The organism is Colwellia sp. MEBiC06753 (assembly GCF_053470325.1).
The window spans coordinates 63,595-87,673 of sequence record NZ_JBQMTM010000008.1 but is presented as its reverse complement, the minus strand read 5'-3'; the positions used below and the strand labels follow the sequence as shown (position 1 = coordinate 87,673).

28 protein-coding genes are annotated in these 24,079 nt (G+C 40.3%); 11 read left to right on the top strand and 17 right to left on the bottom strand.

The features are described from left to right. The first annotated feature begins 4 nt into the window (after positions 1–4). From ACOB82_RS08395 to plsB, 5 genes are all read left to right on the top strand, one after another. Entirely contained in the window at positions 5–1,606 is a 1,602-nt protein-coding gene (locus ACOB82_RS08395) for an XrtA system polysaccharide chain length determinant (RefSeq protein WP_448212527.1), read from the top strand. Further along, the gene (locus ACOB82_RS08390) at positions 1,606–2,493 is read left to right on the top strand and encodes an XrtA-associated tyrosine autokinase (RefSeq protein ID WP_448212526.1); all 888 of its coding nucleotides are present in this window, start codon (positions 1,606–1,608) and stop codon (positions 2,491–2,493) included. Before ACOB82_RS08395 ends, ACOB82_RS08390 begins: the two co-directional genes overlap by 1 nt. After that, positions 2,456–4,045 (top strand): TIGR03016 family PEP-CTERM system-associated outer membrane protein, encoded by a 1,590-nt coding sequence (locus tag ACOB82_RS08385; protein ID WP_448212525.1) that lies wholly within the window; start codon positions 2,456–2,458, stop codon positions 4,043–4,045. The genes ACOB82_RS08390 and ACOB82_RS08385 overlap by 38 nt, the downstream gene beginning before the upstream one ends. Positions 4,046–4,047: 2 nt before the next feature. Further along, positions 4,048–5,094 (top strand): XrtA/PEP-CTERM system-associated ATPase, encoded by a 1,047-nt coding sequence (locus ACOB82_RS08380; RefSeq protein WP_448212524.1) that lies wholly within the window; start codon positions 4,048–4,050, stop codon positions 5,092–5,094. An 82-nt stretch (positions 5,095–5,176) separates the two neighbouring features. Continuing rightward, on the top strand, positions 5,177–7,618 hold the full coding sequence (gene plsB / locus ACOB82_RS08375) for a glycerol-3-phosphate 1-O-acyltransferase PlsB (RefSeq protein WP_448212523.1): 2,442 nt from the start codon (positions 5,177–5,179) through the stop codon (positions 7,616–7,618). A gap of 55 nt (positions 7,619–7,673) precedes the next feature. Here plsB and ubiA read toward each other — a convergent pair whose 3' ends face one another. Further along, entirely contained in the window at positions 7,674–8,540 is an 867-nt protein-coding gene (gene ubiA, locus ACOB82_RS08370) for a 4-hydroxybenzoate octaprenyltransferase (RefSeq protein WP_448212522.1), read from the bottom strand. Continuing rightward, positions 8,537–9,115: a chorismate--pyruvate lyase family protein gene (locus ACOB82_RS08365; protein WP_448212521.1), complete on the bottom strand. Its 579-nt coding sequence runs from the start codon at positions 9,113–9,115 to the stop codon at positions 8,537–8,539. The genes ubiA and ACOB82_RS08365 overlap by 4 nt, the downstream gene beginning before the upstream one ends. 183 nt (positions 9,116–9,298) lie before the next feature. Here ACOB82_RS08365 and ACOB82_RS08360 point away from each other — a divergent pair, with 183 nt between their 5' ends. Beyond that, positions 9,299–9,679 (top strand): flagellar basal body-associated protein FliL, encoded by a 381-nt coding sequence (locus tag ACOB82_RS08360; RefSeq protein ID WP_448212520.1) that lies wholly within the window; start codon positions 9,299–9,301, stop codon positions 9,677–9,679. A 40-nt stretch (positions 9,680–9,719) separates the two neighbouring features. Here ACOB82_RS08360 and glpG read toward each other — a convergent pair whose 3' ends face one another. The 5 genes from glpG to ACOB82_RS08335 all read right to left on the bottom strand — a co-directional run bounded on the left by glpG (position 9,720) and on the right by ACOB82_RS08335 (position 14,253). Further along, positions 9,720–10,568 (bottom strand): rhomboid family intramembrane serine protease GlpG, encoded by an 849-nt coding sequence (glpG, locus tag ACOB82_RS08355; protein ID WP_448212519.1) that lies wholly within the window; start codon positions 10,566–10,568, stop codon positions 9,720–9,722. After that, complete coding sequence (gene glpE / locus ACOB82_RS08350) at positions 10,568–10,897, bottom strand: thiosulfate sulfurtransferase GlpE (RefSeq protein WP_448212518.1); 330 nt, start codon at positions 10,895–10,897, stop codon at positions 10,568–10,570. Before glpE ends, glpG begins: the two co-directional genes overlap by 1 nt. A gap of 119 nt (positions 10,898–11,016) precedes the next feature. Beyond that, entirely contained in the window at positions 11,017–12,042 is a 1,026-nt protein-coding gene (gene tdh / locus ACOB82_RS08345) for an L-threonine 3-dehydrogenase (protein ID WP_448212517.1), read from the bottom strand. A 9-nt stretch (positions 12,043–12,051) separates the two neighbouring features. Then, positions 12,052–13,245, bottom strand: coding sequence for a glycine C-acetyltransferase (locus tag ACOB82_RS08340; protein ID WP_448212516.1), 1,194 nt, complete (start codon positions 13,243–13,245; stop codon positions 12,052–12,054). A 219-nt stretch (positions 13,246–13,464) separates the two neighbouring features. Further along, positions 13,465–14,253: a serine aminopeptidase domain-containing protein gene (locus ACOB82_RS08335; protein WP_448212515.1), complete on the bottom strand. Its 789-nt coding sequence runs from the start codon at positions 14,251–14,253 to the stop codon at positions 13,465–13,467. 160 nt (positions 14,254–14,413) lie between these two features. Here ACOB82_RS08335 and waaA point away from each other — a divergent pair, with 160 nt between their 5' ends. Next, complete coding sequence (gene waaA, locus ACOB82_RS08330) at positions 14,414–15,709, top strand: lipid IV(A) 3-deoxy-D-manno-octulosonic acid transferase (protein ID WP_448212514.1); 1,296 nt, start codon at positions 14,414–14,416, stop codon at positions 15,707–15,709. 34 nt (positions 15,710–15,743) lie between these two features. On the opposite strand, the gene ACOB82_RS08325 is transcribed toward waaA, so the two are convergent. Beyond that, the gene (locus tag ACOB82_RS08325; RefSeq protein ID WP_448212513.1) at positions 15,744–16,808 is read right to left on the bottom strand and encodes a glycosyltransferase family 9 protein; all 1,065 of its coding nucleotides are present in this window, start codon (positions 16,806–16,808) and stop codon (positions 15,744–15,746) included. Positions 16,809–16,863: 55 nt separating this feature from the next. Here ACOB82_RS08325 and ACOB82_RS08320 point away from each other — a divergent pair, with 55 nt between their 5' ends. Beyond that, the gene (locus ACOB82_RS08320) at positions 16,864–17,610 is read left to right on the top strand and encodes a 3-deoxy-D-manno-octulosonic acid kinase (RefSeq protein WP_448212512.1); all 747 of its coding nucleotides are present in this window, start codon (positions 16,864–16,866) and stop codon (positions 17,608–17,610) included. A gap of 29 nt (positions 17,611–17,639) precedes the next feature. Here ACOB82_RS08320 and ACOB82_RS08315 read toward each other — a convergent pair whose 3' ends face one another. Continuing rightward, positions 17,640–18,296: a TetR/AcrR family transcriptional regulator gene (locus ACOB82_RS08315; protein WP_448212511.1), complete on the bottom strand. Its 657-nt coding sequence runs from the start codon at positions 18,294–18,296 to the stop codon at positions 17,640–17,642. Between the two features lie 247 nt (positions 18,297–18,543). Here ACOB82_RS08315 and ACOB82_RS08310 point away from each other — a divergent pair, with 247 nt between their 5' ends. The 3 genes from ACOB82_RS08310 to coaD all read left to right on the top strand — a co-directional run bounded on the left by ACOB82_RS08310 (position 18,544) and on the right by coaD (position 19,724). Next, positions 18,544–18,726, top strand: a complete 183-nt coding sequence (locus tag ACOB82_RS08310) for a hypothetical protein (RefSeq protein ID WP_448212510.1) — start codon at positions 18,544–18,546, stop codon at positions 18,724–18,726. 70 nt (positions 18,727–18,796) lie between these two features. Beyond that, positions 18,797–19,183 (top strand): nuclear transport factor 2 family protein, encoded by a 387-nt coding sequence (locus tag ACOB82_RS08305; RefSeq protein WP_448212509.1) that lies wholly within the window; start codon positions 18,797–18,799, stop codon positions 19,181–19,183. 61 nt (positions 19,184–19,244) lie between these two features. After that, positions 19,245–19,724, top strand: coding sequence for a pantetheine-phosphate adenylyltransferase (gene coaD / locus ACOB82_RS08300; RefSeq protein WP_448212508.1), 480 nt, complete (start codon positions 19,245–19,247; stop codon positions 19,722–19,724). Between the two features lie 20 nt (positions 19,725–19,744). On the opposite strand, the gene mutM is transcribed toward coaD, so the two are convergent. From mutM to radC, 8 genes are all read right to left on the bottom strand, one after another. Then, positions 19,745–20,557, bottom strand: a complete 813-nt coding sequence (gene mutM, locus ACOB82_RS08295; protein ID WP_448212507.1) for a bifunctional DNA-formamidopyrimidine glycosylase/DNA-(apurinic or apyrimidinic site) lyase — start codon at positions 20,555–20,557, stop codon at positions 19,745–19,747. 2 nt (positions 20,558–20,559) lie between these two features. After that, entirely contained in the window at positions 20,560–21,045 is a 486-nt protein-coding gene (locus ACOB82_RS08290) for a hypothetical protein (RefSeq protein WP_448212506.1), read from the bottom strand. 141 nt (positions 21,046–21,186) lie between these two features. Continuing rightward, positions 21,187–21,342 (bottom strand): 50S ribosomal protein L33, encoded by a 156-nt coding sequence (rpmG, locus tag ACOB82_RS08285; protein WP_136735743.1) that lies wholly within the window; start codon positions 21,340–21,342, stop codon positions 21,187–21,189. 9 nt (positions 21,343–21,351) lie between these two features. Further along, positions 21,352–21,588, bottom strand: coding sequence for a 50S ribosomal protein L28 (gene rpmB / locus ACOB82_RS08280; RefSeq protein WP_159822134.1), 237 nt, complete (start codon positions 21,586–21,588; stop codon positions 21,352–21,354). A 230-nt stretch (positions 21,589–21,818) separates the two neighbouring features. Beyond that, positions 21,819–22,214 (bottom strand): ribbon-helix-helix protein, CopG family, encoded by a 396-nt coding sequence (locus ACOB82_RS08275; RefSeq protein ID WP_448212505.1) that lies wholly within the window; start codon positions 22,212–22,214, stop codon positions 21,819–21,821. Further along, positions 22,201–22,869: an AAA family ATPase gene (locus ACOB82_RS08270; RefSeq protein WP_448212504.1), complete on the bottom strand. Its 669-nt coding sequence runs from the start codon at positions 22,867–22,869 to the stop codon at positions 22,201–22,203. The genes ACOB82_RS08275 and ACOB82_RS08270 overlap by 14 nt, the downstream gene beginning before the upstream one ends. An 83-nt stretch (positions 22,870–22,952) precedes the next feature. Next, positions 22,953–23,264: a PilZ domain-containing protein gene (locus ACOB82_RS08265; protein ID WP_448212502.1), complete on the bottom strand. Its 312-nt coding sequence runs from the start codon at positions 23,262–23,264 to the stop codon at positions 22,953–22,955. A 92-nt stretch (positions 23,265–23,356) separates the two neighbouring features. After that, positions 23,357–24,028, bottom strand: a complete 672-nt coding sequence (gene radC, locus ACOB82_RS08260; RefSeq protein WP_448212500.1) for a RadC family protein — start codon at positions 24,026–24,028, stop codon at positions 23,357–23,359. Positions 24,029–24,079: the final 51 nt, after the last annotated feature.

Here is a 24,079-nt window from a genome sequence, read left to right as displayed (position 1 = left end):
GGGAATGCAAGAATTACTTGAACAGATAGTTGACTATCTAAAAGGGATTTGGATTAAACGTCGTTATATTATTATAGCGACGTGGATTGTCTGTCCAATTGGTTGGTATGCAGTAGCGCAAATGCCTAATGTTTATGAGTCATCAGCACGGGTATATGTTGATACTCAATCACTGTTACGCCCGTTATTGCGAGGGTTAACTGTTGAAACCAACCCTGATACCCAAATACGTCTGATGGTTAGAACACTACTTAGCCGTCCAAATCTTGAGCGTATTTCTCGCATGACCGATCTTGATGTTCAAGCGACCACTAACGAGCAATATGAGGCGATTTTAGATAGCTTGAAAAAAGAGCTCACCATAACAAGTGCTGGTCGAGAAAATATCTATACTTTGTCAATTGAAAATAAAGAAGCAGAAGTGGCTAAAAATATCGTTCAAGCGGCCTTGACTGTATTTATTGAAAATACGCTAGGTGAAACGCGCAGTGACTCCGATGAAGCACAAAAGTTTTTAAATGCCCAAATTAGAGAATATGAAAATCGTTTAATTGCCGCGGAAAGCCGCTTAACCGACTTTAAACAAAAGTATGGCGGAAAAATGCTCGGCAATAGTGGCGGCTTTTATGCAGCGCTTAATCAAGAAAAAGAACAATTAGAGCGCGCAGAATTACAATTAGAAGAAGCCAAAACTCGATTAGCTTCAGCAAAAGCTCAACTTGCCGGTGAAGAGCCGGTCTTTGGCTTGTTTTCAAGCCGAGTACAAAGTAACAGCAGTGTCACCACCACTTATGACAGCCGAATTGAACAACTTGAACAAAATATGGATTCGCTGTTGCTTCGCTACACTGAAAACCATCCTGATGTGCGTGAAATGCAACGCCGATTGGATGAGTTGACAGAGTTACGTAAAAAAGAAATTGAAGAATATTATGCCTCTATTCAGTCTAGTGCTGAAGAAAGTGGTAGCGCCATTTCGAGTATCGACAAAAATCCGGTTTACCAAGAATTAAAAATTCAAGCAAACCAATATGAAAATGAAGTTGCATCACTAACCGTTCGCGTGAACAACTTTAGGTCTCGAGTACAAGAAATCGAAAGTCGTATTCACTCACTGCCGGAAATTGAAGCAGAATTAACGGCGTTGAATCGTGGCTACAATATTACCAAAGCTAAATATGAAGAATTATTGTCGCGTAAAGAAACGGCACAATTAGCACAACAGGCTGACGAAACCACAGACAAGATTCAATTCCGTGTGATTGATCCGCCTAGAGCAGCTACACAGCCTTCTGGGCCGCCTCGCTTATTATTCTTCTTAGGTGTGACTATTGTCGGTGTAGGTGCTGGTATAGGCTTATCTCTTCTAATGAGCCAAATCACACCAGTGGTGACCTCAGGACAACAGTTAACGCGAGCCACTGGTATTCCTGTATTTGGTACAGTGTCAGCGAATGAAAATCTTGGCTTACATCAATGGCATAAAAAGAAAACTATTTTATTCATGATATCGAATTTAATTTTATTAATGATTTTAATTGCGCTACTTAGCTATTTCGCTTTTCCTAACGCCATTCAAGCGCCAATAAAAGGAATTTTTAGTTAATGAGTACTATTGAAAAAGCACTGGCCAAACAAAAAGAAAAGCAAGCCGCTACGCAAGTTGAGCCAAAAGTTTCTCAACCAGAAATTAAGGAACAAGCAGCTTCACAGCCTACGGTTGCTATCGAAAACGATAGTGCTCAACCGGATGGAAAACTAGAAATATATATTGATAATGAAAAATTAACCGAACGCGGCTTTTTGCACAGTGGTGGCGATGCTCATCATCAGCAAGAAGAGTTTCGTCATATCAAGCGTAAGTTGATTAACAATGCTTTCGGCCCGGCTTCAAAAACTTTGCGTCGTAGTAACCTTATTATGGTTAGTAGTTCTAATCCAAACGAAGGTAAAACCTTTGTCTCGATTAATCTGGCATTGAGCATTGCCTTAGAACAAGATAAAACCGTACTACTAATTGATGCCGACGTATTACGCCCTAGTCTTCACCGTGAGCTAGAGTTTGAAAATAATACTGGGTTACTTGATTTTCTGTGTGGCGACACGACTGATGTTGCCGATATTATGTATCCAACGAATCTGACTAACCTGAAAATTATTCCCGCAGGTAAAGCCCATCATTTGACTAATGAGCTATTAGCCAGTGATCGCATGGTAAAACTTGCCGAAGAACTTTCTGCCCGTTACCCTGATCGTATTGTTATTCTTGACTGCCCGCCACTGCTTGGCGTTACTGAAACGCCGGTATTAGCGAGTTTAGTGGGGCAAGCGGTACTTGTTGTAGAAGAGTCTAAAACCAAAGTAGATGACATCAAACGAGCGACAGCACAACTTGACGAAGAGTTAGCCGTCGGCTTCGTACTTAATAAAACAATAAAATCCAGCAAGGAAGTATATGGCTATTATGGATATGGCTATGGTCGGAAAAGATAAGCTTGGTTATCTTTCCGTACTCGGCCTTCTCGTAAGCAATTTTTCATTAGCTGCTGACAGTAATATTGCGCCTTACATTAGTATTGAAGAAATTTTTTCAAATAATGTTGGCCTAGTTAATATTGACCCTGAGGATAGTTTTGTTACTCAAGGTAATGTTGGTATTAATAGCTCTTTCGATACGACGATAATCGAAGGAAATTTTGATGCTGCCTACTCCCACTTATTTTATAGCCATGATAGTAGCTTAGACAAAGGCTACGAATCTCTTGATGCTGATTTAAAAATCACGCCTTGGCGTAAGGGGCCAGCGCTAACCTTAACAGGTGGAGTCGCCAATGTTCCTCGAAGTCTAGGGGAAAATAGTTATTCCGACTTAATTTCAGGTGATACCGTACGCACGACCAATTATGGTGCAGGGCTTAGTTATCAAGTAACCAACTCTGATTTCAACCTCTCAATTTCGGGCCAATATGACGACCGACGTGCAGAAGATGGCATTGGCGAAAGCTATGGTTCAGGTGGCTCACTAACCTTTAGTAATGGCAGTGGCCATCGTGTGATTTTTTGGGACACTTCTGGCAGCTATAGCGATAGAAAAAATCAAGGTAGAAATGCCGAAAGTTATCAAATAGAAGCTAAATTAGGTTTAATTACCGGTTGGAAATTTAATCCATTTATTCGCTATTTTGATGAGGATTATAAAGGGCTTACCGGAAATCAAACGCTTAGCCAAGGAGCATCATTAGGTATTGGTTTACGTTGGGAACCCGTAAGCCAAATGAATATCGACCTATCATACAACCAAGTAGAAGATGATGAGCGTGGTGATGACTATGCTGCTGCAAGCTTTAACTGGCAACCAACCACTAGAACCTCAATATTCGCCAGCTATAATCAGCGTTTCTACGGAGATTCATATGGGCTTAATATCTCACACCGTAATAAGCGATTAACTAATTCAATTAGTTACAACGAAACAGTTCAAGCATTCCAGCGCGACTTTTTCGAAACGTTTATCATAGATACCTTATTTTGCCCGATTGATCAGCCACTTGTCGCTGAAAACTGTTTAGCAAGTTTGGATAATGTCTCAGACCCTGATCAATACACAGAATTAGCATTGCTTGGTGTAAGACCAATAGAAGATGATCAATTTTCATTGTTTAAAACCTTGTCATGGAATACAAGTTTAGCCTTACCGCGTACCACTTTATCGATGACTATTTCAGGTAATCAGCGCGAAGATCTTAATACTGGCGACACCCAAGAGTTTAACTCGATCAACCTGTCTGCTAAGCGACGGGTAAATCAGCGCAGTGATATTAATATTTCTTGGCAATTTACCCGGAATGAATATTTCACCTTACAAGATGATATTGGCGATCAACGTAACGATTATTATCGCAGTTATAATTTGGGCTATTCGCGCCAATTAGGTGAAACGCTGTCACTAGATTTCAACCTGAGGCATTTAGTTAGAGATTCGAATAGAGATGGCAGAAGTTACGACGAAACTCGCGCGACCTTATCAGTTAAAAAAGATTTTTAATCATGTATGAAAGTTACTATGGTTTTACTGAGCGACCGTTTCAATTAAGCCCAGATCCTCGATTTTTCTTTGCCACCAAACACCATCAACGAGCATTATCATATCTACAATATGGCCTTGATCAAAAAGAAGGCTTTATTGTGATCACTGGCCCTATCGGTACCGGCAAAACGACTATCGCCCGCAATATGCTAAACAGTATTTCGGATGCCGATATTGTTGCCGCACAGTTAGTGACAACTAAGCTGAATCCGGAAGAATTATTAGAGTTAGTATTAGCCGAATTTAAAATTCCTTATCAGGGCAATAGCAAAGCTGAAATGCTAAAAGCTATTGAAAGCTTTTTAGTGTCGCTCCATGAGCAAGGCAAGCGTGCATTGTTACTAGTTGATGAGGCACAAAACCTGCCTTCAGAAACCGTTGAAGAATTGCGAATGTTGTCTAACTTTCAATTAGATAACAAACCATTAATTCAAAGCTTTTTACTCGGTCAGGAAGAGCTAAAAGGCATCATTCAAGCGCCAAATATGGAGCAATTTAGGCAACGAATTATCGCGTCTGCGCACTTACAGCCGCTAAGCGTCGAGGAAGTTAAAAATTATATCAACCACCGCATTGCACAAGCAGGATACGACAAAGAGCCACTTTTTTCCGAAAAAGCATTTGAGCTTATTCATGAAAAAACCCTAGGCGTACCGCGTAAAATTAATATCTTTGTTGACCGTATTTTACTGTTTGGCTTTCTAGAAGAACTGGAAAGTATTGATATTGATGCCATCAACACCGTAGCTGAGGAAATGGGTGTAGAACTTACTGGTTCACTAAATGGCAACTTACCGCAAACAACACCAAGTAGTGACCAAGCGGTGGTGAATTCAACTGAAAACGTGGAAAATATTAAAGAAGTGCTAAGGGAAATTGAGGAAATTCTAGAAACATCAATTAAGCAAAAAGTGAAAATGGCACGCTATGTAGATAAATTGCTCAAACAGAAAAATCGTCAATTTGCTGAAGCCTCAGTCACTAGTGATAAGAATACTGACAACTAATGCAACACGGTTAGTTTGTCGTTGCGACAATAGTGAGGAATGGTGTTAAAATACCATTCCTATTAAATCGTTACGAATACCTATGTTAGTGCTACGTTCTATTTTCTACCGCTTATTATCTCTTCCAATCAAGCTACTGGTAAGGTGCAAAATTGTCCCCGACAGTTTGCCAGAAATTGACGCAACTAATGCCCACCAGCCAATTTTCTATATTGTGCGTCACCAATCAGCCAGCGATCTATTGTCGTTGCAAAAAGCCTGTAAAATAATGAACTTGCCTGATCCGCTAGGCAAGATAACTTTAAACGGTGAAACGTTTAATCGGACATTATGCTTAGAAAAACCAACTTCACTATTTTTCGGACGCAAGCACAACAAAACCGAGGCACTTAGCCAAGGTATTAAATTATTACGATTGCACGCTAAAGACCCAAATCTAGATGCTAAGCTCATTCCTGCTAACTTAGTTTGGGGCAGAAAACCCGCCATAGAGAAAAATAATGCCAATGTCGGTACGCTGCTTGCCGATCAAGAATCGCCAACACCGCTTAGAAAATTCTTCATTGTCTTGTTTTTAGGTAGACACACGCTGGTGAGGTTTAGTGAAGCGTTATCATTGCGGATAATGGCTGATGATCATGGCGCAGATAAAACCACAGCTCACAAGCTATTACGAGTTGCTCGCTTTCATTTCCATCGTCAAACCATCGCTGCTACAGGCCCAAGATTAATGCATCGTCAGCAAATGTTTACCGCGTTATTTGCTAACCCGTCGGTAAAACGCATGCTGGCTGATGAAGTAAAGTCTAAAAAAATCACAGAAGCACAAGCAAAAAAACAAGCCTTAGCCATGATGAACGAAATTGCTGGCGATTATCGTGAATCAATGATTCGTGTCGGCGAGCGCATTTTAAGCTGGCTTTGGAACCGATTATATAAAGGCATAGAAGTACACAATGCCAATAAGTTACGAGAAATCGCCCAAGATGGTCATGAAATCATTTATGTGCCTTGTCATCGCAGTCATATGGATTATTTGTTATTAACCTATGTGATTTATCATGAAGGTCTAGTAACACCGCGTATCGCTGCTGGAATTAACTTAAACTTCTGGCCAGCTGGTCCTATTTTTAGAAAGGCCGGCGCGTTCTTTATTCGTCGTAGTTTTGGCGGTAATCGTATGTACTCTACGATTTTTCGCGAGTACCTAGGCTTACTGTTTGAACGTGGCTACTCGGTAAAATATTACACGGAAGGCGGCCGCAGTCGCACTGGTCGCTTATTGCCGCCTAAAACTGGCATGTTAGCAATGACAATTCAAAGCTTATTGCGTGGCATCGATCGACCATTAACCTTAGTACCTGTTTATATTGGCTATGAACATGTAATGGAAGTGGGTTCATACCATAAAGAGCTCAGCGGTTCGAAAAAACAAAAAGAATCGATATTCGGTGTATTAAAAGCCGTTAAAAGCTTACGTAACTACGGTAAGGGTTATGTTAACTTTGGCGAGCCGATAAACATCAATCAATATTTAAATACGCATGTTAGCCAATGGAAAGATGCCATTGACCCAATTGACCCGCAAAAGCCTAGCTGGTTAACACCTACGGTTAATGCGTTAGCAGATGAGGTAATGACGGCCGTCAACCGCAGTGTTGCCATTAATGCGGTATCACTTACTGCGCTTATTTTATTAGGGACAGAAAACAAAGCACTAACTGAAGCCGCACTTAAAGATCAACTGGCATTTTTTATTGCGTTACAAACGAAAGCGCCATATAGCGCGGCCGTTACTTTACCCAATGAAGATGTTAACGGCCTAATTGACCATGTTAAAGCGTTGAATAAAGTCACTATTGAGCAAGACAACCTGGGCACAATCTTATCGCTAGACGAAATGGCAGCACTGGAAATGCGTTATTACCGCAATAACATACTGCACGCCTATATTATTCCATCTTTGGTGTGCCGTATTTTAGAGCGTAACGCCAAAGTTAATGCCGATAGTATCATTGACCAAGTACAAATGATTTTCGCACTAGTACGCCAAGAGTTGTTCTTATGGCAGCAGCCGGAAGATGTATCAGCACAAGTTACTCAATTACTTGAAACCTTGGCTGAACTTAATATTGCCAAAGAAAGCAAAGCCGGTTTTTGGTCACTCAATGATAGCACTGATGCTAAAGCTAAAATTCGCGTTATGGCAGAAGTGGTTGATGAAACATTGCAGCGTCTAGCCATTATTACCACCTTAGTGTCACGCTTAACCCCAGTTAGCAAAAGTGCGCTAGAAGATCAGGTAATTACTATCGCTAAGCGCTTATCAAAGCTTAACAATATCAATGCTCCTGAGTTTATTGATAAGAAAGCACAGTCATCATTAATTAATGTGTTAAAAGACTTGGGTTACACCCAAAATAATGAAGAAAAATACTTGATTGATACGCCGAAATTAAATGAACTAAAAGAAGTGATCACTAATTTAGTCGATATTCAGGTATTACAGAGTATTGCTCGTTAATTAGCATTAATTAGCGTTAACCATCAATAAAAAGCAGCTAACTTATGCTGCTTTTTTAATATCCCCAGTATTCAATCAAAATACCAATAAACACCACTAAACCAAAGTAGTGATTATTTAAAAATGCCTGAAAACAGCGCTCACGATTGCGATCTTTAATTAACATTTGCTGATAGCTGAATAAACCAGCGCCAATAACTAAAGTTAAATAATAAGGCCAGCCAAAGGCTAAAAGCTCTCCGACAGTAAATAAAATAGCTAGCACGCTCAGTTGTAATAAACCAATAATGCGGGTATCAAACTGGCCGAATAAAATCGCGGTTGATTTAACACCAATAGCTAAATCATCATCACGATCAACCATAGCGTACATAGTGTCATAGGCGACAGTCCACAGCAGGTTTGCTAAAAATAATGACCAAGCTATATAGCCCACTCCGCCGCGAAGTTCAGCAAACGCCATAATCATGCCCCAGCTAAACGCAGCCCCTAACACTACTTGCGGCCAATGGGTATAACGCTTCATAAATGGGTAGCTAGCGGCAAGCAATAGTGCAATGACTGAATACTGAATCGTTAGCCAAGACAAATTCATTACCAGCGCCAGCGCAATACCTATTAAAAAGCCAAACAGCATAATCGCCTGTTCACTGGTCATTTGACCCGAAACGAGTGGCCGCTGCTCTGTACGCTTTACTTTGCCGTCAACATGGCGATCTGCAAAATCATTAATCACACAACCGGCACTGCGCATAACAAATACACCCAAAGTAAAAATACATAGCAATATAAACGAAGGAAAACCATCGGCGGCAATCCACAATGCCCAATAGGTTGGCCATAGCAACAAATAAGTACCTATTGGTTTATCCATGCGAGTAATTTGCTTAATCGCTTGCCAATTTAAGGCGACACTACTCACGCTGTTACCTCCGATTGACTGTAAGCTAAGGCATCGGGTAAAAAGATTTCAGCAACGGCTAATGGCTTATCATGTAAAAAGAAAATAGAGCGGCGCCCCCAAAGTGATTGACTAGCAACACATCCTAAATCGCTCGCTAAAGAAGCTACAGTGGAATCAGCATCAAACTGTGCCACTGAAAACTCACCTCGAGTTAAATAAGGACTATTAAAAATTGCTTGCCCTAAAGGCATATTGCCTAAACCTGCGAGTTTGGCCTCGTCACCCGTCAGTGTCGCTAATGGCATAATGCTACGAGCAAATACTTGTGGCTTATCATCACAAAACAGTAATACTTCGCGAACAATTACTGGCTCACCAACCTTAATATGCTGACAAGCATCTTGCGGTAAACAAGCTTGTTCAACTTGACCAATGACTTCAACACGAAAATTAGTAAAATGGCTTTTTAACCGGGCAGTAAGCGAGCCTGCATCGTATAACCATGAATGCAAAACTGACGGCATGGAAATATCAGTATTGTCTTGCCATTGAGCAGATAAGGTAACTGGAAAAAAACGACTAAAATCTAACATATAAACATAAATCAAATGATGCTGGCGTCATAATAACAGGCTGAGCCTTGATTTCACTAGCTTTAGCGTAAAAATTGCTACCTATTCACAACAAATATCCACAGATAACTACCCTATTTTTTGTCATGCCGTTACAATAAGTTACATCGTCCCTAATTTTAATTTTGCTTGTAGTTATTTGTTATGAAAAAGCTGTCATTATTAATTGTTCTGCTGTTCAGTACACTTTCGGTAAAAGCCTACGATTATGTATATTTTGGCTTCCAGCCAGATATCATTACTAACTACGTCGCTGTAAAAAAGAAACTGGGCTACGTTCGTTTAACTGTCGAATTAATGATTGACGGTAGCAATAATTTAGAAGTGGTGGAGCATCATGCACCGCTATTGCGCGATGCCATTATTAATATTATTGGCCAGCAGCCAGAAGAAAAAATTAAATCAATTAACGGTCGCCATGAAATTCAGCGGGAATGTGAAGAGCAGGTTCAAGCGTTATTAAAGCAAGAAACCGGTCAACAATTGGTTAAAAAATTAATGTTTACTCAGTGGTTAGATAACTAACCACTGAGTTCTTTAACCAATCATTTATTAAGCCACTGAGTTATTTAACGCGTTTTGCGATAACCAACGCCATTAAGCAGCCCACCACTAGCCCCATTAAATGCGCGGTATTTGCCATATTAATTGGTAAAACATCAACATAACCTAATGCCAACCATATCAATAAAAAGCCCACAATAGGTTTAGACAGTTGCAAGCCTTTTTCAGGCATTAGCCAACCACTCCACCAAGCAAAACCAACAACGGCATATACAACGCCTGACAAACCTCCAAAGTTGGGGCCACTGACCAAAAACTGCCCCAAATTCGAAACAATTGCCGACAACAGAAATAAATTAATTATCACCGCGCGGCCAAACAACTTTTCAATAGCACTGCCAAGTTGCCACCACCACATGGTATTGAACGCTATATGCAGTAATGAAAAATGAAGAAAGGCTGGGCCAATTAAGCGCCAAGGTTCAGTTAACAGTTGCTCTACTGAAAGCTGCTGGAAAAAAGCTAAGGGCAAATATAGCGCCCTTGCAAAACCAAATTGAGCGCCAAGGTAAACCAGCCAGCAAATAGCAAAAACAATTAAGGTAAAAGCGCCAGCTTGCTTAAAAAACTGACTAAATAAATCACCAAAAGCAGATGTTGGCAGGGCTTGCGATACTTCAGCGTTTTGCCAAGCAGCTTGCTGATATTTAGGGTGATACGGTTGCAAGGCGAACTCGTTAAAAAGCTCAGCCGCCTGATGCAGTTTGCTTTGCTCGACTCTGATCCAAATGCCTGACGTGTCTTGCAAGACATCGGCATTAATTGTCAATGATTTGAGGTATTGAACAAAAAGCTCAGCAATGCTGCGTTGATCAACTTTAACCAGAGGCTCAAGATGCAATTCGTTCATTAGCGCTCAATATGATCGGGATATAAGGTCTGCCAACCGACAAAGCCACCATCAAGCGAATACACATCGCTAAAATCTAAGCTGACTAAATATTCCGCCGCTGGCTGACTTGAAACGCCATGATAACAACAAACTACCGTCGGCTTATCAAAATCGGCTTCTCGCACAAAATCCTGAATATTATCGTTGGTCAAGTGCACGGCACCAGGAATACGCCCTTGACTAAAACTGTTCGCATCACGAATATCTACCACCACAAAATGATCAGTATTAATTTGATCAACTAACTGGGCAGCAGATAAATGGGTAAAACTATTTTGCTCTGACATCGCTAAACCTATTAAACAAATATCAACATTATACGGGGAAATACCCGACACACAAAAAAGGCAAGCTTACGCCTGCCTTAACTAATTTCCACAGCGGGTTATGTTCAGGTTATTCCAGATTAGGTCCAATCTAAAATCACTTTGCCCGACTGACCTGAACGCATAATATCAAACCCTTGCTGGAAATCATCCACTTTAAACTGGTGAGTTAAAATTGGCGATAAATCTAAGCCAGATTGAATTAAACTCGCCATTTTATACCAAGTTTCAAACATTTCTCGGCCATAAATGCCTTTGATGGTTAAGCCTTTGAAAATCACTTGGCTCCAATCAATTGCCATGTCTTGACCAGGAATACCCAACATCGCAATTTTGCCACCGTTGTTCATGTTTTTTAGCATATCTTGGAACGCCATTGGCACGCCTGACATTTCCAAGCCGACATCAAAACCTTCTGTCATGCCAAGCTCGGTCATAACATCAGTCAACTTTTCTTTCGAAACGTTAACGGCGCGAGTAGCGCCCATTTTTCTGGCAAGCTCTAAACGATATTCATTAACGTCAGTGATCACGACATGACGTGCGCCCACGTGTTTAGCAACCGCAGCCGCCATAATACCTATCGGGCCAGCGCCGGTAATTAATACATCTTCACCAACTAAATCAAATGATAATGCGGTGTGCACAGCATTACCAAATGGGTCAAAAATCGCCGCCATTTCATCCGAAATTTCGTCCGGTAATTTAAAGGCATTAAATGCTGGGATCACTAAATATTCGGCAAAACAACCACTACGATTCACACCAACACCTATGGTATTTCGACACAAATGGGTGCGGCCACCACGGCAATTGCGACAATGACCACAAGTAATATGACCTTCGCCAGATACGCGATCACCTATGCTAAAGCCCTTAACTTCTTGACCAATACCAACAACTTCACCCGCGTATTCGTGGCCAACAATCATAGGCACAGGAATAGTTTTTTGTGACCATTCATCCCAGTTGTAGATGTGAATATCGGTACCGCAAATCGCAGTTTTTTTAATTTTGATTAGTAAATCATTGTGACCAAGCTCCGGCTTCGGAGAATCAGTCATCCAAATACCTTCTTTGGCATGTAATTTTGCTAACGATTTCATCATCAACTCCTAAATAACGCCTAATGATTTACCAATGCGAGTAAACGCATCGATTGCTTTATCTAATTGCGCTTTGGTATGTGCCGCTGAAATTTGTGTACGAATACGCGCCTGGCCTTTCGGCACAACTGGGAATGAAAAGCCAATGACATATATGCCTTCTGCTAGCAATTGATTCGCCATATCGCTAGCTAATTTAGCATCCCCTAACATAACGGGAACAATCGCGTGATCGGCGCCTGCACAAGTAAAGCCAGCGGCTTCCATTTTACTTCTAAAATAGCTTTGATTGTCACGTAATGTTGCGCGTAGCTCGTCGCCTTCAGCTAATAGCTCTAATGCTTTAATTGATGCTGAAACAATCGCTGGCGCTAAAGAGTTCGAGAATAAGTATGGGCGAGAACGCTGACGCAACCACTCAATCACTTCTTTTTTGCCAGAAGTATAACCACCAGAAGCGCCACCCATAGCTTTACCTAGGGTACCTGTGATGATATCAACACGCCCCATTACATCGCAAAATTCATGACTACCGCGACCTTTATCACCAACAAAACCTACGGCATGAGAGTCATCCACCATCACTAACGCATCATATTTGTCTGCTAAATCACACACAGCTTTTAGGTTGGCAATCACACCATCCATCGAGAACACACCGTCAGTGGCAATTAGCTTAAAGCGAGCGCCAGCTTCATTGGCTTCAATTAAACGCGCTTCCAATTCCGCCATATCATTGTTGGCATAACGGAAACGTTTAGCTTTACAAAGACGAACACCATCAATAATTGATGCGTGATTTAATGCATCAGAAATAATCGCATCTTCTGGTCCTAATAAGGTTTCAAATAAACCAGCGTTGGCATCAAAACAAGAAGAGTACAAAATGGTATCTTCCATGCCTAAAAATTCACTTAGCTTCTGCTCTAATGTTTTATGGATATCTTGCGTACCGCAGATAAAACGTACCGACGCCATACCAAAACCATGGTCATCTAAACCTGCTTTTGCCGCTGCGATTAGTGCAGGATGATTTGCTAAGCCTAAATAGTTGTTGGCACAAAAGTTAATAACTTCTTCGCCTGATGCGACAGCAATTTCAGCTTGCTGAGCAGTAGTAATAACGCGTTCCGCTTTATATAAGCCTTCCGCCTTAACTTGGTTAATTTGCTCTTGAATATGTGCGTAAAAAGTCGATGACATGTATTGCCTCGGTATTGTAAAGGTTGCGATGTTCATTAGCATTTCGCTAATGGCGGTTTGTTAAGCATTAGCTTAGCGCTGCATTTTTGCAAGCAAGCTGTTAATTTGGCGGCTATTTTACCCGTTTATTATTAGAGGTACAGTCCGATCAGTTAAATTTAGTAGCGCCAAGTGAAAACTTTTATTTGCATATACCTACACCAAACATGTGTTAACGCGTTATTTGGTTTGGTCTTTTAACCACATGGCAATGTCGGATGTTAGTGTGCGATTACCTTTTAGTAGACTTAGGCCAGTATTATTGCCTTTAAACAATTGTAGTTTACTTCGGCTATGGCCATTCCAGATAAATAACTCTTTGGTGGTTTCAAAGCTAGGGGTGTGATGGTATGAGCTAATAAAATACGTGGCGATATCATTTAAATTTTTATATCGCTCGGTATAGGTGCGGTCTAATTCTGGGGTTAACAATACCAAATTGGCGACATAGAAACTCTCTGCCGTGGTTATAGCGAAAGGCACTGAACAACTGCTCGCTATCAAGGAAATATGATTACTAGCATCTAAATGCTTACGTAAAAATTCATAAGCTAATATTACATCTTGTTGCCAATAGCTTGAAAGCTGCCCAAGTTTTGCTTGATAGTCAATAATATCATTGGTGTGACGCTTCATAGTATGATGTGAAAATTCATCAGATACGCTACGACCAAACCCTCTTAAGTCTAGCAACAGTGCATGATAGCCCTGTTCATTTAATTGTTGAGCAATAGTGGCAAACTCAGAACGGTCTGAATGACAATCATGTAAAAATAAAAAGCCATCTTGATGTTTTTTACCCACTAAATAATCAGCAGTAAGGGTAAACTCATCAACGGTTGTTAACGTGATTTCATGTTCAGGTGCTTTTTTAGTTGAAAGTGCAATCGCTTCTTGTGCATGAGTAATGCTAGCAAAAATAGTTAAATTAACAGCGACAACCAACAGACTTGATAAAGTAAAACGCATGAACATCAATAAACACTTCTTTCCATCAACATGGCTGTCAACATAACAAAGTCATAGCATTAGGGAAACTCCTATTCCCTACTTTTATTTGCTTGCTGATACATAGTTTGCTCGATACTAAGGTTGCTCGTTATAATGCCTTGTCTTTAACATTGCCCGTGTGAATATTTTGGCGTTATTTATTTATCGAATTGTTCTAATTTTATTATTACCCGTTATATTGTTAGCTGCCCTAATAAGATCGTTTAAAAATAAAGCGTATCGCCAACGCTTAAATGAACGGTTAGGTATCATTACGCAGCGTATACAAACTGGCGGTATTATTATTCATGCCGCAAGTGTCGGCGAAGTATTAGCATTAAAGCCTTTTATTGAACACTGTTTAAGTCAATTTCATCAGTTGCCAATTACAGTAACCACCTTTACCCCGACTGGCTCTGCTCAAGTCAAAAAATTATTTAGCAAAAAAGTTCAGCATTGTTACTTACCGCTCGATATTTGGCCTTGTACCAGTTTCTTTCTTTATAAATTTAAGCCAAAAGCCATTGTCGTGATGGAAACCGAATTATGGCCAAATCTAGCAGCTCAAGCCCATAATAAGAATATCAAGCAACTATTAATTAATGGCCGAATATCCGATAGTTCTTTCGGCAATTATCAACGACTTTCAGCATTAATAGCGCCATGCCTCAAAGCATTTGATCAGGTATTAGCCCAAAGCCAAACCAATGCTGACCGATTAATTGCACTTGGCGCACCTACAGCAAAATGTCAGGTTGCAGGGAACTTAAAATATGACCTAAGTATCAGTGCTGATGTCGTCGCTAAACAACAGCAACTTGCAGAGTTTTTGCCAACTTCAAGGCCGTGCTGGTTACTTGCGAGTAGCCATGATGGCGACGAAAAACTGATTTTAACCGCTTTTCAGCAAGTACTTAACACAACACCAGAAACATTATTAATCATAGTGCCTAGACACCCTGAGCGCTTTAATGCCGTTGAACACTTAATAAAACAACAAAATTTTCGCTACCAAAAGCGCAGTAACGAACAAAGTGTGACCTCTGATACTCAGGTTTGGTTGATGGACTCATTAGGGGAATTAATGGCGGCCTATCATTTTGCCACGGTCGTCACTATCGGCGGCACCTTCTCAACCATAGGTGGTCACAATCCACTTGAACCCGCTCTTTATAAAAAGCCCATTATTGTTGGTGATGATATGGCTAACTTTAAAGAAATTGCTCAGCTCCTTAGTGAGCACAATGCAATGTTAACACTACCGACATCTGATATTGTAGAAATAAGCAACACGCTGGCAAGCCGAGTGACTAAACTCATCAATTCACCCGAACTAGCACAGACGTTAGGGACAAATGCTTATAATATTGTTAAGCAAAATCAAGGAAGTAGCCTAAAAGCTATTCAAGCCTTAAGAAACTTATTAAATCTTTAGTTACCATTAAATAGTAGTCATTAGAAAGGCGCCGTTAAAACGTGACTTCTGGATAAAGATCGGCAACCAGCTGTTTAATTTTATTCATTACTTGCTCAATGGTGATGTTATCCATTAAATCTTCGCCTTTAGCACGTATACCCCAAGGCAATTTAGCTAACGGTTGATGATGTTGTGCTTGAATCACGTGCTGATAGCAACTAACGACATATTGCTGATACAAATAAGGACCTGTGCGCATTGGATTACTATGAGCATATAACCCCACCACTGGCGTGCCTACCGTTACCGCAATATGAGCAGGGCCCGTATCAGGCGCAATAACAAAGTGAGCTAGCTTTAAGCATGCCGCCAATTGCTTTAGTGACGTTTGACCCACTAAATTAAGCAAAATATCCGGACAATTCGCCTGAATCATTGTAGCAAGCTTTTTCTCCAAAGCCGTTGGCCCGCCACAAATCACAACAGTAAAGCCTTTTTTAACTAATTGATGAGCAACCTCACCATAACCCTTGGCATTCCAATTACGCTCGGCTTTACTCGCTGCCGGACAGATAATCGCAATCGGCTTACTGCCACTTAGTTGCTCTGCCGCCCATAGTTGATCATCATCGGTAATCGGCATTTGCCATTGCGGAGTAATATTTTTAACACCTATCGCTTGAGCAAAACCCATAAAGCCATCAAGTACATGTGGTTTAGATTGCGCTGCAATTTGTCGATTGGTAAAAAGCCATTGCCCTTCTTTGGCCCTAAACCGATCAAAGCCCACTTTCACTTTAGCCTTGATCATTAAACTGGCGATGCTGGCTCTTAGTGCTACCTGCATATGTAGCAAAACATCGAACTTTTCTTTGCGAAGGGTTTGGCGTAATTGCCAGTAACCTTTTACACCGGCTTGTTTATCAAACTCCACAAACCGAACATTCGGCAAACCTTCTAACAGCATGGCTTCTACTTTGCCAACCACCCAAGTGATTTGACACTGCGGATATTGTCGTTGAATTGCCTGCACCATTGCAACCGCATGACACACATCACCGATTGCCGATAAACGTAAAATACAAAGTTTTTTAGGTGCAATTATTTGACCCGACATAGAGTTATCACCACAATAGGCAGCTGTCGCTAGCATTTAATTTGGGCCTATTATCTTGAACCTCGACGCAATTGTAAATTCTGGTCAAGCAATCTTAAAACAATCACCTCAACATTGGTGGTTAATTAATGCAGAAATCGCCAGTGATTTTGACCCCAATATGTTTAGTGCCGACTTCTGGCAACAACGCAATGCAGTTACTGGTACAGCAACGGGCCGGGGAACCACTTATTTTGTTCAGTTTAATAATCGGCATTGGGTATTAAGGCATTATTACCGTGGTGGTTTAATTGGCAAAATTATTCACGATAGCTATTGGTTTAGCGGTTTAAAAAATACTCGTGCCATTGAAGAATATTTATTGTTGGCCTACCTCAACCAACAACAACTTCCTGCCCCCAAACCTATCGCCTGCCAAATCATAAAATCAGGGATGCATTATCGCGCCGATTTAATTTCTGCGCGCATTGAGCATGCGGAAGATTTATCGACCTTGCTTACTAAACAGACGCTGTCCGAGACTTTATGGGGTAAAATTGGTGAAACTATTGCTAAGTTTCACCAACATCAGGTTTATCATCACGATTTAAATATTCACAATATTTTAATCGATAACAATCAAAAAATTTGGTTAATTGATTTTGATCAAGGCGCGATAAAATCAGGCGAGGGTTGGAAACAAAGTAATATTGAGCGATTACATCGCTCATTTGTCAAAGAGAAAAATAAGAACGCTCAACTTAATTGGCAACAAGCGCAATGGCAATATTTGCTTAATGGCTACCAGAGCACTGCAATTTAACGCGAACCAATAAAGCCTTGTCGTTTAACCTAGCTGGCTAAACGTGCTTCACTATGACGAGCAAGGTATAAATCTCGCGCTTTTATAAATTCCGGCAACGCGCTTTCAGTCGTATATGGGCGAATAATCGCTAAGATTTTTAACACGCCTTCATAAAATACTGACGCATCAATTTCCGCTTCTAAGGCCTGAGTTTGATAAAAGCTTAACCAAAACGTATTGACTATACGTAACACACTAACAATATCAGGCAACTCTTCATCCGAGAATTTAATCATCTTGGCATCACGTAGTGAAATCATCATATCGCTCACGCGAGTGCTGATAAGGTGTTGTACTTCAACATATTTTTCGCGCAATATCGGATTTTTTGATAACAAAACTGGTAAGTTTGCATAAAAGAAACGAAATTTAGACATCGCCTGAAATACTGCATCCATATAATGAATAATCGCATCTAATGGCTTCACATCAGGTTTTACCGTCGGAAACGTATCAAGTAACAAGTTACGTGCATACTCTTCATAAATTGACAAAATAATGTCTTCTTTATTGCGGAAGTGGTAATAAAGGTTGCCAGGGCTAATGCCTAAGTGAGCAGCAATATGGTTAGTTGTGACATTTCGCTCACCTTGCTCATTAAATAATTCAATACTCGCTTGAATAATTTTATCCCGCGTTTTCATGATCAATTGATACCCCTTTATTACCTATCGGACTATCATACTATCAAAATGAAATTAACTTAAAGTATTTACTCAAAAAACTTCATGGCTGACGGCCAAAATGTTTACAACTACATAGAAAATCAACGCTTGTTGCAAGAGCAGATAACTTAACTAATACTTAGTGGCAACAAGATATTGATTGCAGCGACTAAAATACTCACCAGTATTTCTGCTTGATAGCAGCCCACGATGGCATAGGCTAACCATGATATTTCGAATGATAGGCTTAGTGATTTGGCTTATTATTAGCCCTGTATTTGTTGGTTACGCGCCAGATGAATCAATGAAAGAATTGCGCCACGCGGTGAATACTCCTGACTCTTTGCCCTACCCTTATTGTGATCATCAAGAGCTACAATACAGCAATCATACAATATCTAGGCATTAAGAATTGCTATTTACTCAAACACCGCATATCTTGACACGTGTCAGTATTATTAATGAGATAAGGAATAATCATGCTAGAACAATGGCATAAAATGGTCACCAATCGCGATGCAAGCCAACTTAGTCAACTAATTGCCGAAAATGCAGCATTACACTCTCCTGTAGTTCACCGCCCAATTGAAGGCAAAGCAATGGTTAAATTATATTTAACCGCAGCTTTTCACACTTTTTTAAACAAACACTTTCAATATGTTAGGGAGTTTCAGGCAAACAATAGCGTAGTTTTAGAGTTTACTACCGAAATTGATGGCATCTTCATTAACGGTATCGATATGATCACTTGGAACAATGAAGGCTTAATTACCGAATTTAAAGTGATGATCAGACCGTTAAAGGCAGTTCATTTGATCAACGATAAAATGACCGAGCTAATCAATCAATTTAAAGCCACGCAATAACTTTGAAATTAATATCTGCCGCCACTAAAATATATTCACTATTTTAATTAAGAACTTAATCATGTCTGTAAAAGCAATTTATCCCGGTACTTTCGATCCTGTCACTAATGGTCATACTGATTTAATTCATCGCGCCAGCAAATTATTTAGTGAAGTGATTGTTGGTGTAGCCTTTAGCCCAAGTAAAAAACCATGCTTTGACTTAGATACTCGAGTTCAAATGATTAAAGAAGTGACTAAAGATTTAGATAACGTCACTGTCGTTGGTTTTACTGGCTTGCTAGTCGATTTTGCCAAAGAACATCAAGCCAAAGTACTAGTACGTGGCTTACGAGCGGTGTCCGACTTCGAATACGAATTTCAATTAGCCAATATGAACCGCCGCTTATACCCAGAGTTAGAAAGCGTATTTTTAACGCCTGCTGAAGAAAATTCATTTATTTCTTCAACCTTAGTTAAAGAAGTTGCTCTGCATAAAGGCGATGTCAGTGAATTCGTTCATCCGGTAGTAAAAACTGCCCTTGAAGCCACCATGAAATAGCATCAACTAGTAACAATAAGCTATTGTTGGCAGCTCGGACAATAAACCGAGCTGCGGTTAGACTGTCTGACTTCTTCAAGTAAGGTTTGACAATTAACACATGGCTGACCAGCTCGACCATAAACATTTAGCGATTGTGCAAAATAGCCCGGCTTACCATCAGCCTGAGTAAAGTCTTTTAGCGTAGTTCCACCTTGCTTAATCGCCGCCGCCAGTACTTGCTTGATAATATCGGTCAGCTGATTATATTGCTGCTCTGATATTTTATTCGCAGGCGTCGTTGGCAAAATACCCGCCAAAAATAATGCTTCATTCGCATAAATATTGCCTACACCAACCACCACTTGATTGGTCATGATAAAGTTTTTTACTGGCATGGAGCGCTTGCTCGCCTTGCTAAATAAGTAACCATGACCAAAATCATCAGTTAACGGCTCAGGCCCTAAATGCGATAAAATACCTTGCTCATCTTTATTATCTGCTAGCCATAACACCGCGCCAAAACGTCTTGGATCGTTGAGCCTCAATGCCTTGCCATGGTCAAAAACAATATCAACATGATCATGCTTAACTGGTGCTAAGCCCGCATCAATCACTCGAATGGTACCCGACATCCCCAAATGAATTAAGATGCTACCTGAAGCCAGATTTAACATCAGATATTTTGAACGACGAGACACTGATATCACGGTTTCGCCTTCTGCCTCAGCAATTGCTTCTGGGATTGGCCAACGTAATTGACGTTGTCGAACAATAATCTGCTTAATTTGTTGATCAGTTACGTGCGGGCTTATGCCCAATTTGCAGACTTCAACTTCAGGTAACTCTGGCATAACTACTCCACTAATAAACCCGAAGGAATTAACTGCTTATACATAGCTTCAACTAAGGCGAAATAATGATTGGTTTGATGATTATGAATAATCAGTTGTTGATCAACGAGATACAAACTAAATAGTTGAATACCTTGCTTGCCAGCCAATACCATGCTGATAAATAATCCAGGCTGCTGACGATCAATGGTAATGTCTACTTGCTGACCTTGTAATTGCTGCCATGCCGCCATCATTTGTTCGACACGCTGCATACTAATTTGCGGTTCTGGCAATACATGCCAACCTTGACCAACCCGCTCTATGGTCAGTTGCTGATCAATATTCATGGTTAAAATAACTGCGTGCTCACCAAGAACTGACTGTAAGCCATAACTCGCAGTAGCACTTTCTTCATCTTTATTAGGTTGTGTCAGGTTAATCAATAATATGAAACCCATTACCGAAAAGATAATAACATTATTCCAAGCAGCGCGAGACAGTCTCATAATCAACTCATTAAATATTAATTGCTACTATCATACTGAAACTTAACAATTAACAGTAGCAATGAAACAAGAGTTCATAATTTTCAGGCAATAAAAAACCCAGCGATAAGTGCTGGGTTTTCGTTATTCGAACAAGCAAAATTACTTAATTTTAGCTTCTTTATAAATTACGTGCTTACGTACTTTAGGATCGAACTTTTTGATTTCCATTTTCTCTGGCATTGTCTTTTTATTCTTGTCAGTAGTATAAAAATGACCTGTGCCAGCAGAAGAAACTAAACGGATTTTATCACGCATGATGATTCCTTAAACTTTTTCGCCACGTGCACGGATATCAGTTAATACTGCATCAATGCCTTTCTTGTCGATAATACGCATACCCTTAGGAGTAAGACGTAATTTAACAAAACGGTTTTCACTCTCAACCCAAAAACGGTGAGATTGAAGGTTAGGTAAGAAACGACGACGAGTGGCGTTTCTCGCATGAGAACGATTGTTCCCTACAACTGGTTTTTTGCCAGTTACTTGGCAAACTTTAGACATTTGAGTCACTCCAAAATTAATTTCAGCTCGAGCTATCTTTCCCCGCGGCCGTCGCCTTGGGATCCTGAAAAAGGTGGCATATTATAGTGAAAGTAAAAACTGATTACTAGTACTAATCAGTTTTTAACCGAATCTTTGCTAAAAATTCTTATAATTCAATTTGATATATAATTAATTGAGCTTTCAATTTCGCTTAAAACAACAGCAAGCTGCGGGATTTACCAACAATTTTAGATCGTTTTTGATCCAAGCAAGGTTGCTAATTGTTGTTTTTGATCTTGTGAAGCTAAGTGCTCAATCAAGATTCTAATGATATGAGATTTTGCTAAATTAGACTCACGGGCAAGCTCATTAAGCTGTGCTATCGCATCTTCACTTAAGGTAAATGTTGCATGCCTAAACGGACGATTACTTTCTTTAGATTGCTCTTTTTCAGCAACTTTTTTCTCAGCAAAAGCAATGGCCTGATCTAGGTTTAACGCGTTTGGTGCTTCTTGCTCTCCACGTTTAACCAGCTGAGGCGTACCTTTAGCATAGTTTTCAGCATCAGAGATAAATTCATCGACGGTAAATTTTTTCTTCTTTACCGCCTTACCCTGACCTTTTTTAAGATCAGTTAAACTCATGAGAGTCATCCGGTTTCATGGCAAGCAACTCTTCAGCAATCGCAATCATTTCTGCTGCTGCTTTACCGCTTGGTTCATTTTCTAACACTGAAGCGCCAGATTCTTCACTGTCATCATAAATATTACGACTATAGGTCACCGCATCTAGTACGTTTATACCATATGATGAACACACTTCTTTCGCTTCAATAATGCGATTGGCTTGCGTTGGGAGCGCTGGACACTGAGTAATAACAAAAGAAGCCAGCATTTTTGGGTTAACCATTTTACAAGTACTTAGCATATCTTCCATATGTGGCACTGTTTTTAAATCGCGGCGCTTTGGTCTAAGTGGAATAATCACATGATCGGCCACCGACATCGCTGCACGTAGTGCTAAGTTATCTTGACCACCACAATCGACAATCACGTAATCATAGTGTTGATTTAAACTTAGTAAGTCATTCCGGATTTTACCGTATAACTGAATACAATTAATTGCGGGTAATGACGGATCAGTATTTCTCGCTTGGATCCAATCCGAAGTCGTACGTTGAGGGTCACAATCTACCATCAAAACAATGGCGTTTTTATGTTTTGCAAAATAAACGGCTAAATTTTGCGCTAGACAACTTTTACCACTACCGCCCTTTTCACCGCCAACTAATATCATCATGATGCTTATTTCCTATTACTACACGTAGAAACATCCGCGCAGGATCTACTTAACTATAGTTCAAAACTCTAATTTTTCTGAGTTTATGCTTGCTCGTCCAATATAAAAGCCACTTCAAACCAACCGGTATCTTGCTTAATACAACGTAATACCTTGCCGGCTAATTGCGTTTTTTTCGGGGTATTTGGTTTAAAAATAACCTTCACGGACGCATCTTCAATAAATTCAATATCACTGTCGATACGAAGCCCACCTCGCGAAAAATCGAGGCACGCGGTAGTTTTATGACGAACTTGGCCATTGGCGTCCGTCCAAACGATTTCAATCAGCTCTTTTTCCATATCAAGGCGAAAAGACTGGCGTCGTTCTATCTCATGGTTACTACTGTCGGTCATAAGATGTTCCTTGCTTATTCCATTAGTTCAATGGGTTGATTGCTCTATCGCACTAAAATTAACTGTCATTGTCTTGATATGCAACACTTAGTTTATATTAGTCCATGTTCAGCAAATGAATAGCATTGATTATCGGCAATAATAAAGTGATCCAGCACTTTAACCTCAATCAATGCAAGCGCCTGAATTAGGCGCTGAGTTATTTGTTTATCGGCCAAACTTGGCGTTAAAGTACCCGAAGGGTGATTATGAGCGAGTATTACTGCCGCTGCTTGTTGCTTTAATGCGCACTCGACAACTATCCTCGGATATACCGCCGCTGCATCGATTGTACCATTGAAAAGTCGCTCAAACCCCAAAACATTGTGTTGGCTATTAAGTAATATCAACCCAAACACTTCTCGTGATTCTGCTTTCAACTCTGAGACAAGATAGTGCTTAGTCGACTCAACACTTGATAAATATTGCCCTTGGCTAGCCTGTTCCTTTAAATAACGCTTAGCCATTTCTAAGCAAGCCTGCAATTGCACATATTTCGCTTGCCCTAAGCCATTGTGGCTACAAAACTCACTCTCTTTTGCTCGATAAATAGCGCTGATACTGCCAAAGCTGTTAAGTAATTGCCGTGCCAAATCGACAACATGGCAACCTTTAACACCAGTACGTAAAAAAATGGCTAATAATTCTGCATCGCTCAACGAGGACGCCCCCTGCCGCAATAGTTTTTCTCGCGGTCGCTCACTAGCAGGCCAAGACTTTAACATCCCTTTCTCCTTTAACAACTTCCCTGATATACTGCCCATCATTGGCATTAA

What these genes read in the sequence shown, in the direction of transcription:
- ACOB82_RS08395 (WP_448212527.1), top strand. Translation starts at nt 5, where the DNA reads ATGCAAGAATTACTTGAACAGATAGTTGACTATCTAAAAGGGATTTGG.
- ACOB82_RS08390 (WP_448212526.1), top strand. Translation starts at nt 1,606, where the DNA reads ATGAGTACTATTGAAAAAGCACTGGCCAAACAAAAAGAAAAGCAAGCC.
- ACOB82_RS08385 (WP_448212525.1), top strand. Translation starts at nt 2,456, where the DNA reads ATGGCTATTATGGATATGGCTATGGTCGGAAAAGATAAGCTTGGTTAT.
- ACOB82_RS08380 (WP_448212524.1), top strand. Translation starts at nt 4,048, where the DNA reads ATGTATGAAAGTTACTATGGTTTTACTGAGCGACCGTTTCAATTAAGC.
- plsB (WP_448212523.1), top strand. Translation starts at nt 5,177, where the DNA reads ATGTTAGTGCTACGTTCTATTTTCTACCGCTTATTATCTCTTCCAATC.
- ACOB82_RS08365 (WP_448212521.1), bottom strand. Translation starts at nt 9,115, where the DNA reads ATGTTAGATTTTAGTCGTTTTTTTCCAGTTACCTTATCTGCTCAATGG.
- ACOB82_RS08360 (WP_448212520.1), top strand. Translation starts at nt 9,299, where the DNA reads ATGAAAAAGCTGTCATTATTAATTGTTCTGCTGTTCAGTACACTTTCG.
- glpG (WP_448212519.1), bottom strand. Translation starts at nt 10,568, where the DNA reads ATGAACGAATTGCATCTTGAGCCTCTGGTTAAAGTTGATCAACGCAGC.
- glpE (WP_448212518.1), bottom strand. Translation starts at nt 10,897, where the DNA reads ATGTCAGAGCAAAATAGTTTTACCCATTTATCTGCTGCCCAGTTAGTT.
- tdh (WP_448212517.1), bottom strand. Translation starts at nt 12,042, where the DNA reads ATGAAATCGTTAGCAAAATTACATGCCAAAGAAGGTATTTGGATGACT.
- ACOB82_RS08340 (WP_448212516.1), bottom strand. Translation starts at nt 13,245, where the DNA reads ATGTCATCGACTTTTTACGCACATATTCAAGAGCAAATTAACCAAGTT.
- ACOB82_RS08335 (WP_448212515.1), bottom strand. Translation starts at nt 14,253, where the DNA reads ATGCGTTTTACTTTATCAAGTCTGTTGGTTGTCGCTGTTAATTTAACT.
- ACOB82_RS08325 (WP_448212513.1), bottom strand. Translation starts at nt 16,808, where the DNA reads ATGTCGGGTCAAATAATTGCACCTAAAAAACTTTGTATTTTACGTTTA.
- ACOB82_RS08315 (WP_448212511.1), bottom strand. Translation starts at nt 18,296, where the DNA reads ATGAAAACGCGGGATAAAATTATTCAAGCGAGTATTGAATTATTTAAT.
- ACOB82_RS08310 (WP_448212510.1), top strand. Translation starts at nt 18,544, where the DNA reads ATGATATTTCGAATGATAGGCTTAGTGATTTGGCTTATTATTAGCCCT.
- ACOB82_RS08305 (WP_448212509.1), top strand. Translation starts at nt 18,797, where the DNA reads ATGCTAGAACAATGGCATAAAATGGTCACCAATCGCGATGCAAGCCAA.
- coaD (WP_448212508.1), top strand. Translation starts at nt 19,245, where the DNA reads ATGTCTGTAAAAGCAATTTATCCCGGTACTTTCGATCCTGTCACTAAT.
- mutM (WP_448212507.1), bottom strand. Translation starts at nt 20,557, where the DNA reads ATGCCAGAGTTACCTGAAGTTGAAGTCTGCAAATTGGGCATAAGCCCG.
- ACOB82_RS08290 (WP_448212506.1), bottom strand. Translation starts at nt 21,045, where the DNA reads ATGAGACTGTCTCGCGCTGCTTGGAATAATGTTATTATCTTTTCGGTA.
- rpmG (WP_136735743.1), bottom strand. Translation starts at nt 21,342, where the DNA reads ATGCGTGATAAAATCCGTTTAGTTTCTTCTGCTGGCACAGGTCATTTT.
- rpmB (WP_159822134.1), bottom strand. Translation starts at nt 21,588, where the DNA reads ATGTCTAAAGTTTGCCAAGTAACTGGCAAAAAACCAGTTGTAGGGAAC.
- ACOB82_RS08275 (WP_448212505.1), bottom strand. Translation starts at nt 22,214, where the DNA reads ATGAGTTTAACTGATCTTAAAAAAGGTCAGGGTAAGGCGGTAAAGAAG.
- ACOB82_RS08270 (WP_448212504.1), bottom strand. Translation starts at nt 22,869, where the DNA reads ATGATGATATTAGTTGGCGGTGAAAAGGGCGGTAGTGGTAAAAGTTGT.
- ACOB82_RS08265 (WP_448212502.1), bottom strand. Translation starts at nt 23,264, where the DNA reads ATGACCGACAGTAGTAACCATGAGATAGAACGACGCCAGTCTTTTCGC.
- radC (WP_448212500.1), bottom strand. Translation starts at nt 24,028, where the DNA reads ATGTTAAAGTCTTGGCCTGCTAGTGAGCGACCGCGAGAAAAACTATTG.